We start from the raw sequence: 14623 nt of genomic DNA, 5'->3' as shown, positions 1-14623 counted from the left end.
TTTCTTTATATTGAACGCTCCCGGGTTTGGGCACACTGCGCCGCACCAACAAAAAGGCGGCGCTAAACGCCGCCCATCCCGCCTCAGGAGCGCTTATGAAAATTTCAGACCTATTGCTCAGCTGTATTCACCCGCGCGGTTCCGCGGACCCGGACACCCCGCCGCAAACCGCGCTGGCCGGCGAACTCAAACGCGCGCAGAACAGCGACGCCAACGCCGCCCTGCTGCGCGCCGCGCCCAGCCCAAGCGCCGCTCGCTCCCGCGCCCACGACAGCGCGCTGAACCAAGCCAGACGCCGATTCGCCACCGCCGCGCCGGCCGGCGTGGACCCGGCGTTCAAACCCGCCCAGCAACGCTTCGCCCACTGGCTGAACCAACAACCGCTCAATACCTGGCGCCAACTGCTGCACAATCACCAAGCCCGCGAAGTGCACGCCTTCATCGACGCCCACACCGAAGACATGGCGCGCCGCGACCTGGCCAGGATGCCCGGCGCGGACGCCAAGGCCCTGATTCAGGCTTACCGCGAAGCCATGATCGCCGCCGCCGCCCAACTCTACCCGCAACAAGCCGAGCGCTTCCGCCAGGGCGGCGTCAGCACCCTCAGCCAGCAACTGGAGCAACTCAGCCAGCAGGCCGGACTGGATTGCAGCAACAAACGCCCGCTGCAACAGCAGGCGCTTCAGGAGTTGATACGCGCCACGGCGGACCAAATAGCCGTCGCGCTGGAGCAGACCAAACCGCAGTTGCTGCGCAAAGCGCTGGAACAGGCCAGCAACGCCTACCAGGCGCACCCGGCCGCCACCCGCCGGCAAGCCGCCTGCCAAGCCGCCGCCCAAACCTTATCCGGCGAACGCGAAGCCAATGACCAGAACACGCTGGGGCTGTCGCTGCGCCGCGCCGGCGGGGCCCGGCTCAGCCGCCGTCATTACGACTCCATCCGCCTGAGCCGGGAAGCCTTCGCCCAGCGCCGGATCACCCTGGGCAAGCGCGCCAACTAAGCCCGTCCTAAAGCCCCGCCCAGCATCTGCCGTATCGCCGGCGGCTGGGACCGGGGCGGCTTGGCCGCAAGCCCAAGCCCAAAACTCGGCGGCCGCGCGCCCTTGACCCGCCCCGCCCGCGCCGCCACAATCGCCTGCGTGCCGATCCACATCCGGCACTGGGACTGGAACCCCATGTTTCTTCGAGAACAGGCATTGCCCGCAACAGGCAATGCCGATGAGACGCGCGCGCCAGTACGGCGGGGGCGGATCATAGGTGCGGCCAACGCCGTACCGGTTTCTTGAAGAGCCGGAGTTCCAGCCTGTGATCTCGCTCCCGCCACCCGACTGGAACCGGAAAACGGGCCACTTAGCATCTTCAAGGAGATAGCAAATGTCTCATGAACTTCCCCCGCGCCGTCATTACCGTCCCAAGCCTCACGAAACCCAGGCCACGCAGCTGCCCTTCGTCCGCCACCTGCCGCAACGCGGCCAGCCCCACCATTGGCAGATGCCGCCCGCCGACGACTACGTCGACGCCTGCGCCTACGGCCGCGAATGTGCCGCCCATCTGGCCCAGTACCTGAAAGACAATCTGGACCGCCACAACAAGGGCCTGCTCGGCAAGATCGCCTACGACATCGACTTCCGCGACCCTCACCACGCCCGCGGCTATTGGGTGGGCTTCTTCAACTACGCGGAGCAGTTGATGGTACTGGGCGCGCTGCGCTGCGACGTCTTCCAGCACGTGGACAGCGTGCACGCGATGCAACGCGCGCTAATCGCCAAAACCGAGCTGGAAGGCAAAACGCCCGGCCGCAATAGCTAAGGCGTAAAAAAAGCGGCACGCCGGATTGGCGCGCCGCTTTCATGGCCATAGAAGGCCGCAAACTTCAGCCTCTAATAATCGATATAGCCCCAATTATCCTCGTCTATCGGCGCAGCCAGCTTTTCCGTTGGATAATTGCGCAGACCTTCCAGCACTATCGGCAAATCATGGGCAATCGCCTCGTACTCGTCCCGTGGCAAATGATAGGCCGCATGATAACGCTCCAAGTCAAAATGCTCCAATATCGCCAAGGCCCACGGGTGAAAATTGACTGGCATATGGTCCCACTCCAAGGCTTTTTTGGCGGTAGCCAACCATATAACAGGAAGATTTTCATTAATCTTACTATATGACTCCCATGCCTCATTAACAATCCGCCACAATCTACCACTTCTCTCTTCATCAGTAGACTGATTCCAAACAGTTATCGCCCTTGGGTAATCATACAAATCAATAAAGTATTTTAAAAACTTTAGATATATATCATCTCTCTCTGGAAACAGATAAACGTCGCCCTTCAACAAAGACTCAACCTTAACCCCTGGGAACATATGCACTCCAATTATTTTTTAGGCTTAGCAGAAACGTACGGCAGGTCCGGTGCCACCGGCCACTCGTTTTTATTCTGACCTGCTCCAGGTGGAATAATATAACCACTCTCTCCTCTTGTATAAACAGCAACATTTCCTCCATTATGATAGAGCCGGACCTCCACATTAGGGAACAGCTTTGAAAATTGCCTAGATATTACTGCAGAACAACTATCACATGGAGCGCGCTCAGTAAAGAGATTGATACTCCCAGTCACATTGGGACTGTCTCTATATTTTTGCGCAAAAGCTTCCAATATTTTAAACTCCGTATCCACCTCGCGGGGAATTGGGTTACGTGGGTTCAACATAGGACTCAACATCCGGTCCTCTTGAGGAGGCAAGCTAACAAATCCATCTCTTTGCCCCTCCGCATTGTTCCCTATCCTGGAATGCGCTTTCACACTATAGCTACCTTCCCCATAGACATTAATTTCCGCTGCCGCTGCATTGCCAACGGGACGCCCTTTCTCATCCATCATAGGCAACTGCTTCCGGATTTGATCCACCTCCGCCTTCAACGACGACCAAGTTTCTGCATGATAGCTTTCCCCATCTCGGTTGGCATTCAGCTTGGTTTGCGTTTTTGCTGGCACTGGCGATGCGGACAGGTAGTCCGGCTTCTCCTTTGCCGGCCCTGCTTTTACCAGCGTCCCGCCGCCAACCGGCCTGCCCTGCGGCTTGGGGGCGACGCCATTGGTGGAAAACAGCAGGCCCGATGCGATTGCCCTTTGCATCAAGCTGGTTTGAGACTCGTTAATCGCCCCGCTTGTCACCGCCACGTGTTCCGCCGCGCCCAACAACTTGTTCAGCTGATCCAGACGCTTATCTAACTGAATCACTTGCGGCGAGGCGGTTTTTCCGCTTTTATACAAGTCCAATTGTTGCTTGAACGTTGCTGTATATTCCTCCTGCAACTGCAACACCACCTGTTTTTGCTCCGCCTTGGAAACATGCGCAAAATCGCCGGTCACCAACCCAACATAGCGAGCAAATTGCTCCTGGTTCATCCTGCCATTAAGCCGCGGCAACTGAGCATAAGCATCCGCCATCTGAGGCAGATACTGTAGATTCAATGCATCGTTCTTATAGTCCGCGGTTCCACGATAATCCAGACGAACACCGCTACTCCCTTGCAGGTCTTTCAAAATGGCTTCCGCCTGCGGGTCATTGCGGTAGCTAATGTACATCTCGCTATTTTGGAAGGCCAGTTGCTCCAACAGGCGAGCCTCCCATTGTTTGGCGCTTAGTCCCTCTTTCCCCGCCAACTGTTTTGCTTTTTCCTTCACCAGCTTGGTCTGACTGGGGTGCAGCTGCCTATTGAACTTTTCCCCATCCAGCGCCACCGCACCTCCCGACAATGCCGCGCCAGCATCGCCGCCGCTCAATCCGCCCACTACCGCACCAGTGGCGACGGCCGCCCATTGCTGAATGGCTTTGCGTTGCGGCTCGTCCAACTGGGTATTGCTCTGCAGATAATCGGCCACTTGGCTGCCTATCCACTCATTGGCGCCGGCCGCCGCCATGCCCGCCAACATATTGCCCCCGCCCGCCTTAGCCTGCAGCGCCCCCATCAACGCATGCAACGCCATTTTTTCCGGACTACCGTCCTTCCAGCCCATTTCCTTAGACAAGTCGCCCACGGCGCGGAAACCGACTTCCCCCAAAACGCGGCTGAACTCTTGCTGCTCCGCAACTTTCTTGGCGTCGAAGATACGCTCCAATTGCCCACCTGCGCTTGCGGCGTCGCGACTCAAACCGGCCGTACTGTCCTGTCCGCTGCTCTGATCTTGCTTGACGGTAATGCTGCCGCCGGCTATCGCGCTGTTCGTGGTACTGGATTTGGACTCCTGCTGCGGAACGCCCAAACCTGGCATCACCATGCCGCCCTTTGGCGCGCCGCCCATGCCATCCCCGCCGGAGCTGAAACTGGCGCTGAAGCTGACGGCGGAGTATTCCGCGGAATTTTCCAGCCCGGCAAAGCCCAGGCTATTAGTAAGCAGCGTGTTTTTGGCGGCGTCCGCCGTGCTCGTGATCACCGCGCCATTCAACTGGGAATGCCCGCCCACGGCGACATCAAAACCACCCTTTCCGGCAAACAAACCAGTCTGCTCCTGCACGCTGCGCCAATCGCTCTTGGTTTGACTGAAGCTCAGACTGCCGTCCACTCCGCTATCGTTGCCATAGGCATAACGCCCTTCAATCTGACCGGACCAGCTCTTTTGCCGGTATTGATCCCGATCTTGCTCGCTGGTCAATGTAAGATTTCTGCCCACCTCAAATTGGATGCTGTCGCCGCGTACGGTTGTCCCCGTCAGACTAACGTCGCGACCGGTTTTGACTTGCACTTTGCCGGTGGCGTCCAGCGTGGTTTCCTCATGCGTCAGACTGCTGATCTTGGTGCTGCTCTGGCTCATTGCCGCAGAGCCGTAAGCGCCAATCCCGCCTTTGCCGCCGCCTTTGCCTACGCTGCCGCCAATGTAGACCCCCGCCTCCAGATCCAGCTTGCGATAGGTGCTTTCCTGGCTGCTGATGGCCTCCTGGCTATGGGTAATCAGGTCTCGAGCGGCGTTCAACGCAATTGCGTTGGCAGTCAAAGCCGTTCCGGTCAGCGTGATGTCTCCGTTTTCTCCGCTCCCATCGCCCCGCGCCCGAATATCTATTTCGCCACCAGCCGCAGCTTGCGCTTTCTTCACCACATCAACGTGGGAGATGCTCTCGCTTTCTTCACGGCTATAGCCATAGCCGATGGAAACCCTGCCTTTCAAACCGCCGCCCTTGTCCGTGCTTTGACTGACGGACTGCATCATGGTGGACAAGTCTTTGGCGGCGTAAGCCGCTTTGGCGGCATAAAGCGCTTTAAGCCTAGGGTCGCTGACTTGCGAGCCGCGGTCCGCGGTGCTCATCAGATTGGCCGCTGCCTGGCTGACCGTGCTTTTGGCTCCGATACGCAAACCGCTGGATTCGGTGTAACTAAGCGTGCGGCTGTCCAATGCATCCACCACCGCGACTCCGCTTACATCTCGACCATCAATCTGAATATCTTTGGCCGCTTGCAACTGAGTGCCGATCAGGTCGATTTTGCCTCCGGCCTGAATCAGCAGACTGCCGGCGTTACTGCCAACAACCCCTTGTACATGAGTGGCATTGTTCTGCAGTTCTTCCAGCCCTTTAGTACGGCTGCCCACGGTAACGCCGAACGAACCGCCTCCGCTGCTGCCGAACATGCCGCTGGTTTTTTCTATATGAATATGTTCGGAGCGCGCCCGGTCTATGGCACTGTCCAGCGTAATATCACGTCCCGCAATCAAAGCCACATCGTTGTTAGCGACAATCTGCGCACCTACGGCCCGAATGTCGCGTACGCCTTTCGCCACGATGGCATCGGCGGATAACAGTGTCTGCTGCGCCGTGGTGCTGTCGTGTGAGCTAATATCGGTGACGGTTTTTTTCTTAAACGCGCCCCCGGAACTACGCACGGTCTTGTGGTAGTCGCTATGTCTATTGTCCGCAGTACCCAGCTCTATATCACGCCCAGCCAACAAAACCGATTGACCGTCACTGATGATGTTGGCCGCCTGAGTTGCAATATCGCGGCCTGCATTAAGGGTCAAACCGCTGGCGCCAGACAGCGCGCTGCCGTGCTGGCTAAGGTCGTAGTTGTTGTGGATATCGCCATTGGTGTAGTAGTTGTCGCTGCGGCTTTGGGTAGCCACCGCCCCCAGGCGAATATCCTGACCTACATTCAGCGTCAAACCGCCATGGCTGCCTAGGCTGGCGCCGTTCAGTACGGCGGCGTCGCCGGCTTGCAATTGCAGATTGCCCTGGCTGGTCAGGCCAGCCACGGTAAGGCTGTCTGTTTGCCAGCTGTGACCATAGCCCTTGGAACCCATCTGCACATTGAGACGATCTTGCCGGCTGTTGGCTTCGCTTTGTACGGTCAACTGCTTGCCGGCCAGCGCCAGCAGGCCGCCGCCGGCCTGGGCCTGGGAGCCGTTGAGGGCTAGATTGCCGCCGGCTTGCAGCAGCATATCGCCGCCGGCCTGCAGCTGGGTGGCATGGCGGATCTGGTCCAGCGTCGAGTACGCGCCCCAACCCCAGCCATTCCAACTACCCTGGCCTTGCTTGCTGTCCAATGTGGATTGCAGGGTCAGCTCATTGCCGGCCACGGCGAGCAGCTTACCGCCTGCTTTGACGTCCGCGCCGCTAAGCGTGAGGTCGTGCCCGGCGTTGAAGCTCAGGCTGCCACCCACTTGCAGCGTGCTGCCGACATGGTCGACCTGCTGGTAACTGTACTGGCTGCGGCCGGTGTTGGCCGCATGGCTGTAGCGGTTTTCGCGGCTGGCGATGTCCAGATCGCGGCCGGCCTGCAGTTGCGCGTCGCCGCTGACCCGCAGCTGCGCGGCTTGCAGCTTGAGATCATTGCCGGCCTGCAGCTGCAAGCTGCCCGCCTGGATCACGCTGCCGGCCTGGCTGTGTTGCTTGTCGTCGCTAACGCTCAGGTCGTGGCGAGCGCCAAGGCCCAGATCGCCTCCGGCCAGCACTTTGCCGCCTTCGATGCGGATATCGCCCGCCTGCGCCAACAGACTGTTGTCCGCCTTCAGGGTGCCGCTATTGATCAGCGAGCCATCGGCCAGCAGCTCCATATGGCTGCCGGCCAGCACCGCGCCCTGGCCGCGCAGCGATTGCTCCTGCGCCTTGGCCAGGTACACCACCGGCACCAGCACGTCGTGACCGTCGACATTCTGCTTGACCAGCCACACCATATCCGCGGTGAGTCGGGACATCTGCTCCGCGGACAGCGCCACGCCCGGCGTCAATTGGAATTGCTTGGCGTATTCCGCGCCCTGGCTTATCAATTGCTGGTATTGCTGCGTCGCGTTGGCGTTGCCGCCGATGAAGCGCTTGCCGGTCAGTTCCGTCACCGCGCGGCTGACCAGTTGCTGCTCGTAGAAACCGTCGCCCAGGCGCTTTTCCACGCGGCTGGGGTCGTAGCCCAATTGTTTGAGCAGATAATCCGACGAAATGAAATTGCCGTATTGGGTAAAGCGCGGATCGGTTTCCACCAAATAAGGCTGCGCCGGCGCCGGGCGGGTCTGGAACAGGCCATTATTGGGCAGGCTATAACCGCCGGCTACCGGGTTGGCCGCCTTGGTGCCGGCGGACTCCAGCAATACTTGCTGCGGCAGCACCGAGGTTTTGGCTCCATCCCACTGCGCGCCGGCCAGGCCGCCCACCGCTGATTTTTGCAGATCCGCCGCCGCTTGCGCGCCAGTCAGCTGCCCGGCCAAGGTTTGCGCGGAGGCGACGGCATCCGGCGGCTTGCCGCCCAGATTCTTGCCCTCGCTGGCCATGTCGCCATCGGCTTGCGCCAAAGCCTTGCCCGCTGCGGTGTTTACCGCCGTCGCTTTGGACTGGCTATCGCCGGTAGTTAGAGAAATATCGAGTTGCGAAGCCTTGCCATTGGAAATGGTGGGGGCTTGTAAGCTTAAAAGCTGATTGGAAATAACGGTGGCATCTAGAGAGCCAATGACAGTTGAGCTAGCTGTCGCGGGAGACGGCACAGTAACAGTACAAAACCTGCAATTCCATGCCGATGCTAGATCAGTATATCTAGGCATTGTAGAAACACTGGTCACTGTTGTAGTGTTCTTCAACTGTTGACCAATATTTTTTACGGCACCAGATGAAGAAAACAAATCCCCACCAGTCGCCACATAACTATATTGATTAGAAAAATCTTGACTGCCAACACTCAGATTTCTGCCAACCAACAATCGTGCAGGCTGAGCTGAACCGCTTGCAACGTCTATTGTTTGTGTCACTGTCGTGACACGAGAAAGCTCATTCGGCCTCGCAACATCAATATTGGGATTGCTATTATTCAAAGAAACTGTAATCCCAGCCCCTCCTTTATAGCCTTGAAAAGGAGCCCATGACGAATAAATCTGCCCCATCGATATTGCCTGCACCCTCCCTGAATCAGCCATAGGAGCCAGATTTTTTGCAGGATCAAACCCAGGCAGAAATACATATGCCCCACCATCTCTATTTATATAATAGACAGTCATTGTCTCAGGCAGACTGCCTCCCCAACGAATTAAATTGGAGCCATACTCTCGACGAACTGTCAACACTTGATTTTTTACATCATCGCTAACAAATCTATACTTAATAATTTGATCTGGAATGTCATGACAGTGATCGCCATTACACTCTGTATATAAATGCTGAACACTAACATCTACCCCGGCAACAAAGTTGAATTTACCTACATAGGATATATTCCCCGTGGCACAAGCATTACGACCATCATGTCCACATCCCTCATAACCGGTGGCCATAGAAGGCACTCGATAGGCTGTTTTTGTGGTGGTTGAGAATGAAGAAGTTTGGCTTACAAAAACAGGATTCGCCTCATTACTCACCCTCCCCGCATCAATAAACATATTGCCATCAGACTGCAAAGTCGCCACATGGTTAATCACCTGCCCTGTAGCCGCTCCGGCCTTGCCAATGCGCATATCCCCCTGGCTATACAACCAGCTGCCGTCGTGATTATTTAGGGTTTGTCCGATATCCAGCGCCATATTGCCGGCAGAGGCGATCAGCCCTTGGCTGCCGCCGTTGTCCAGACTGGCGGCCTGGATGGAGATATCGCCGCCGGTGATGGAGTAGGTGTTCAGCACGCTGGCGGCGTTCAGTTGCAAACTGCCGGCGCTGAGCTTGCCGCTATTGCTGAGCGCCTGGCTCAGTGCAGCGCTGAGTTTGCCGCCTGCGTTGACCTCGCCGCTATTGGTCCAGCTGACGCCGTTCAAAACCAAATCGCCGCCGGCCTGCAGCTGGCCGCTGTTGATCAGATTTCCGCCGCTGCTGATGCTGAGCTTGCCATTGGCTTGCAGCTTGCTGCCCGCCGCGTGGATGAAGTCGCTGGCCAGGGTCAGGCTCAAATCCTTGCCGGCCAGGAAGGAGCCGGAATTGCCCAGGCTCACAGTGTCGATGCCCAGGCTGCCCACGCTCAGCAGGCTGCCGCCGGCATTGTCCAGTCCTTGCGCCTTGATCCGCCAATCGCCGTTGCCGGCGATCTGGCCGCCATTGTTCAATTGCCCGCTGAGGGTCACGCGGCTGTCGCCGCTGCCCAGCGCCAACAGCTTGCCACCCTGGTTGAGCAGACTGCCGCTGTCCAAGGCCAAAGTGTGGCCGGCCTGGATCAGGCCGCCGGCGTTGTCCACGCTGGCGCTGTCCAACTTCAAGGCGCCGTTGCTGCCCAAAGCCCCCTGGCGATTGTCCAGCACTCCACTCGCGCTGAGCTGCAGATCGCCCTGACTGCTGAGCGTGCCGCCAGCATTCAGCAGGCCCGCCGCCGTCACCTGCAGTTGACCGTTGGACAGCACCTTGCCCTGCAGACTGTTGTCCAGCTGGCCGCTTAACTCCAGCTTGGCCGCGCCGTCTCCCGCTTGACTGAGCAAGCCCTGCTGGTTGTTCAGCTCCGCGGCTTTCAGTTGCAGTTGCCCGGCCTGGATCTTGCCGCCCTGGTTCTGCGCCACTTGCGCCACTTGTACGCCCAGCTTGGCCGCGCTTTGCAAAACGCCTTGACGGTTGTCCAAAGCCGCGGCGTTCACCTCCAGACCGCCATTGCCGGCCAACAAACCCTGTGCGGAGTTGTCGAGCGTCCCGCTGATGTTGACCTTACCGTCGCCGCTTCCCAACACCTTGATGCTGCCGCCCTGATTACCCAGGCCAGCCGCGTGCATTTGCAAGGACTCGGCTTGCACCGTGCCGCCTTGGTTGCTCAAAGCCGCGCCCAGCTGCAGTTGCAGCCCTTGTCCGCTAACCAGGGCGCCGCCCTGATTGTCCAGACCTTGGGCCAATTGCAATGATTGCGCGCCCAGGCTGCTCAACGAGCCCTGCTGGTTGTTCAAGGATTGAGCCGCAAGCGTCAGGCCGCCGTTGCTGAACAGCGTGCCTTGCTGATTGTCGAGACGCTGGCGCACCTGCCATTGCGCCATGGTCTGTCCCAGGTGGCGGATTTCGCCGCCCTTGTTGCTGAGCGTATCCGCCTTCAGGTTCAGGTCTTTAGCGACGATGTGGCCGCCGTCGTTGTTCAAGCCGGCTTGCTTCTCCAGCTTCAACTCCCCGGCCGATTGCAGCGTGCCGCCGTGGTTGTCGATGTCAGCGGCCTTGATATCCAGCCCGGCATTGCCGGCGATCTTGCCCTGGTTGTTCAGCTGGCCGCTGATCTCCAGGCTGCTGGCGGCATCCTTGCCCAAGGCCAGAATCTGGCCCTTGTCGGCGTTGCTGACGCTGGCCGCCGTCAGTTGCAAATCCTTGCCGGCCTGGATCAGGCCTGCGCCGTTCTCCAGTTGCCCAGCCGTCAGTTTGAACTGGCCGTCGCTGCCTAGCAGGCCATCATTGCGCAGCACTTCGCTGGCGCTAAGACTCAGACTTTGCGAGCCGATCAGGCTGCCCTTGGCGTTGTTCAGTTGCTGCAGCTTGGCGTCCAGCGCTTGCTGGGCGAAGACTTCACCGCCCTGGTTACTGAGCGTGTCCGCTTTCAGATTCAGGTCTTTGGCGACGATGTGGCCGCCGTCGTTGTTCAAGCTGCTTTGCTTCTCCAGCTTCAACTCCCCGGCCGACTGCAGCGTGCCGCCGTGGTTGTCGATGTCGGCGGCCTTGATGTCCAGCCCGGCATTGCCGGCGATCTTGCCCTGGTTGTTCAGCTGGCCGCTGATCTCCAGGCTGCTGGCGGCATCCTTGCCCAGCGCCAAGATTTGCCCTTTGTCAGCGTTGCTGACGCTGGCCGCCGTCAGTTGTAAATCCTTGCCCGCCTGGATCAGGCCCGCGCCATTCTCCAGCTGCCCAGCCGTCAGCGTGAACTGGCCGTCGCTGCCGAGCAGGCCATTGTTGCGCAACACCTCGCTGACGCTGAGGTTCAGGTTTTGCGAACCAATCAGGCTGCCCTTGGCGTTGTTCAGCTGCTGCAGCTTGGCGTCCAGCGCTTGCTGGGCGAAGACTTCGCCGCCCTGATTGCTGAGCGTGCCCGCTTTCAGGTTCAGGTCTTTGGCGACGATGTGGCCGCCATCGTTGTTCAAGCTGCTTTGCTTCTCCAGCTTCAACTCGCCGGCTGACTGCAGCGTGCCGCCGTGGTTGTCGATATCGGCCGCCTTGATATCCAGCCCGGCATTGCCGGCGATCTTGCCCTGATTGTTCAACTGGCCGCTGATCTCCAGGCTGCTAGCTGTGTCCTTGCCCAGTGCCAGAATCTGCCCTTTGTCAGCGTTGCTGACACTGGCCACCGTCAGTTGCAAATCCTTGCCCGCCTGGATCAGGCCCGCGCCGTTCTCCAGCTGCCCGGCCGTTATCGTGAACTGGCCGTCGCTACCCAATAGGCCATCGTTGCGCAGCACATCGCTGGCGCTAAGACTCAGACTTTGCGAGCCGATCAGGCTGCCCTTGGCGTTGTTCAGCTGCTGCAGCTTGGCGTCCAGCGCTTGCTGGGCGAAGACTTCGCCGCCCTGATTGCTGAGCGTGTCCGCCTTCAGGTTCAGGTCTTTGGCGATGATGTGGCCGCCGTCGTTGTTCAAGCTGCTTTGCTTCTCCAGCTTCAACTCGCCGGCTGACTGCAGCGTGCCGCCGTGGTTGTCGATATCGGCGGCCTTGATGTCCAGCCCGGCATTGCCGGCGATCTTGCCCTGGTTGTTCAACTGGCCGCTGATCTCCAGGCTGCTGGCGGCGTCCTTGCCCAGCGCCAGGATCTGGCCCTTGTCAGCGTTGCTGACGCTGGCCGCCGTCAATTGCAAATCCTTGCCGGCCTGGATCAGGCCCGCACCGTTCTTCAGCTGCCCAGCCGTCAGCGTGAACTGGCCGTCGCTGCCGAACAGGCCATCGTTGCGCAGCACATCGCTGGCGCTAAGACTCAGACTTTGCGAACCGATCAAGCTGCCTTTGGCGTTGTTCAACTGCTGCAGCTTGGCGTCCAGCGCTTGCTGAGCGAAGACTTCGCCGCCCTGATTGCTGAGCGTGTCCGCCTTCAGGTTCAGGTCTTTGGCGACGATATGGCCGCCGTCGTTGTTCAGGCTGGCTTGCTTCTCCAGCTTCAACTCACCGGCCGACTGCAGCGTGCCGCCGTGGTTGTCGATGTCGGCAGCCTTGATATCCAGCCCGGCATTGCCGGCGATCTTGCCCTGATTGTTCAGCTGGCCGCTGATCTCCAGGCTGCTGGCCGCGTCCTTGCCCAGCGCCAGAATCTGCCCTTTGTCAGCGTTGCTGACGCTGGCCGCCGTCAGTTGCAAATCCTTGCCCGCCTGGATCAGGCCCGCGCCGTTCTCCAGCTGCCCGGCCGTCAGCTTGAGCTGGCCGTCGCTGCCGAGCAGGCCATCGTTGCGCAACACATCGCTGGCGCTAAGAATCAGGCCCTGCAAGGCGGTCAATCGCCCTTGCGCGTTGTCGAGCTCCGCCGTCTTGAGCTCGGCTTTGGCGTCGCTGTGCAGCTTGCCTTGCTCACGGTTGTCGATTTTGTCCGCACTCACTCGCAGCGTGTCCGCACCGGCGTGGCTGATCTCGCCATGTCGGTTGTCGATGGCCGCCGCTTCCACGCTCAGCGTTTTGCCCTGGCTGGAGATCACCCCGTCGCGGTTGTCCAACACGCGCTGCAAGCGTACGGAGCCGGCCGCCGCGCCGCTTTGCGCGATCAGGCCGCCGCGGTTGTCCAGCGCCCTCGCCTGCAGTTCTAACTGTCCGGCGCTCAAGGAGCCTTCTTGCAGCTTGATGTCCTCGCCGGCTTGCATGCGGGCCAGGCCTCGGGCGCCCAGCTTGGCTTGCGAGGCGTTCAACTCTCCATCCGCCGTCACCCGCAAATCGCCGTGGCGGGCGCCTACCACCGCCCCCTGCAACTGGGCGCTGCCCGCCTGAATGCTCACATCGCCGCCGGCCAACAGCTCCCCATGGAAATCCAGGCCCGCGCGGCTGCGCAGCGTCAGCGCGCCGGCCTCGCCCAATTTGCCGTCGGCTTGGGCGCCGGCGGCTACGCTGCCCTTGCCCGCCACCGCGGCCGCTTCAATGCCGAGCGCGCCGCCCGCCGTCAGGCTGCCTTCCAGTTGGGCCGTGTCGGCGGCGGTCACTTGCAAGGCGCCCTGGCTGCGGGTCTGGCCGCTGTGTTCCAGCTTGCCGCCGCTGTTGAGCTTGATGTCCTGCTGGCTGAAAGTCTTGCCCTTCAGCACCAGGTCGCCGGCGCTGCTCAGCTGTAGATCGCCGGCCCGCGCCGCCATCTCGCCTTGCTGCTTGACGCCCACCCCGGCCTCGGTGCCCACCAGGCGGATGGCGTTGGCGTACATGCCGCCCAGTTGCGCCACGTCCAGCGCGAAGGCCGGCGCGGCGGAACCGTCGGCCGCCAGCGGTCGCGCCTGCAGGGTGTCGGCGTCCACCTGGTTGCGGCCCAGCACCAGCTCCAGTTGCTTGGCGTGCAGGTCGGCGTTCACTTGCAGCGCGCGGCTGATGATGGCGAATTTATCGACATTGCCGGCGTTCAGGCCGGCGCCGCTAATATTGACGGCGCCGCCGTTGACCTGAAAACCGGTCAGCGCGCCCTGGGCGTTGAGTTGCGGCGTGCCGGTGCTCAGCATCGCTTGCTGAGTATTGATGAAGCCGCAGCCGCTGCAACTGATGCCCCATGGGTTGGCCACCACCACTTGCGCGCGCTGGCCCGCCACTTCCAGATAACCGTTCAACTGCGAGGGGTTGGCGTGGGTGACTTCGTTGAGGATGATGCGGGCGCTGCCGCCGGCCAGATTGGGATTGCCGCCGACATAGCCGGCCAGCTGGGTATTGACGACTTGCGCGCTGTTGTTGAGCACCGCCCCTTTGGGGCCGACGTTGAACTGCTGGTACTGGTTGTGGGACACGCCGGCGGCGGTGGGGGCGGCGATCTGCACCACCGGCAACCCGTTGTTGGCCTGAATCACCGTCGGCCGTTTGCCGGCCGCCGCGCCGGGATCCGCCGCGATGTCCGCCGCCAGCGCGACGCTGCCCAGGCCGACGCCCACCCACAGCGCGCATAGTTTGAAGCCGAAGCCGCACGCGGCGGCGAATCTCGCCCCCGCCGCACTCTGGCCGCGGCCGCCGCCCTTGCCCTGCCCGCTTGCGGTTTCCTGCACCGCCATCAGTTGGCCGCGCGCTTGGTTGAAGATGATGCGATAGAGTGTTTTGTTCATGATGGCGTCGTCGAA

4 protein-coding genes are annotated in these 14623 nt (G+C 60.4%); 2 read left to right on the top strand and 2 right to left on the bottom strand.

Annotated features, from left to right (window positions below; translation table 11 throughout):
- Window positions 1–95: 95 nt before the first annotated feature.
- Together AB1Z25_RS08280 and AB1Z25_RS08275 are read left to right on the top strand one after the other, a co-directional pair.
- Complete coding sequence (locus tag AB1Z25_RS08280; RefSeq protein ID WP_486637005.1) at window positions 96–1001, top strand: hypothetical protein; 906 nt, start codon at window positions 96–98, stop codon at window positions 999–1001.
- A 373-nt stretch (window positions 1002–1374) separates the two neighbouring features.
- Complete coding sequence (locus AB1Z25_RS08275) at window positions 1375–1809, top strand: hypothetical protein (RefSeq protein WP_486637004.1); 435 nt, start codon at window positions 1375–1377, stop codon at window positions 1807–1809.
- Between the two features lie 71 nt (window positions 1810–1880).
- Here the strand turns inward: AB1Z25_RS08275 and AB1Z25_RS08270 are convergent, their stop codons facing one another.
- Window positions 1881–2360: a hypothetical protein gene (locus AB1Z25_RS08270; protein WP_486637003.1), complete on the bottom strand. Its 480-nt coding sequence runs from the start codon at window positions 2358–2360 to the stop codon at window positions 1881–1883.
- An 11-nt stretch (window positions 2361–2371) separates the two neighbouring features.
- The gene (locus AB1Z25_RS08265; RefSeq protein WP_486637002.1) at window positions 2372–14608 is read right to left on the bottom strand and encodes a two-partner secretion domain-containing protein; all 12237 of its coding nucleotides are present in this window, start codon (window positions 14606–14608) and stop codon (window positions 2372–2374) included.
- Between the last annotated feature and the right edge of the window lie 15 nt (window positions 14609–14623).

It is taken from the genome of Chromobacterium sp. HL1, assembly GCF_057418835.1.
Note: the sequence above shows the minus strand (reverse complement) of the source record. Positions and strands in the feature narration are given on the sequence as shown.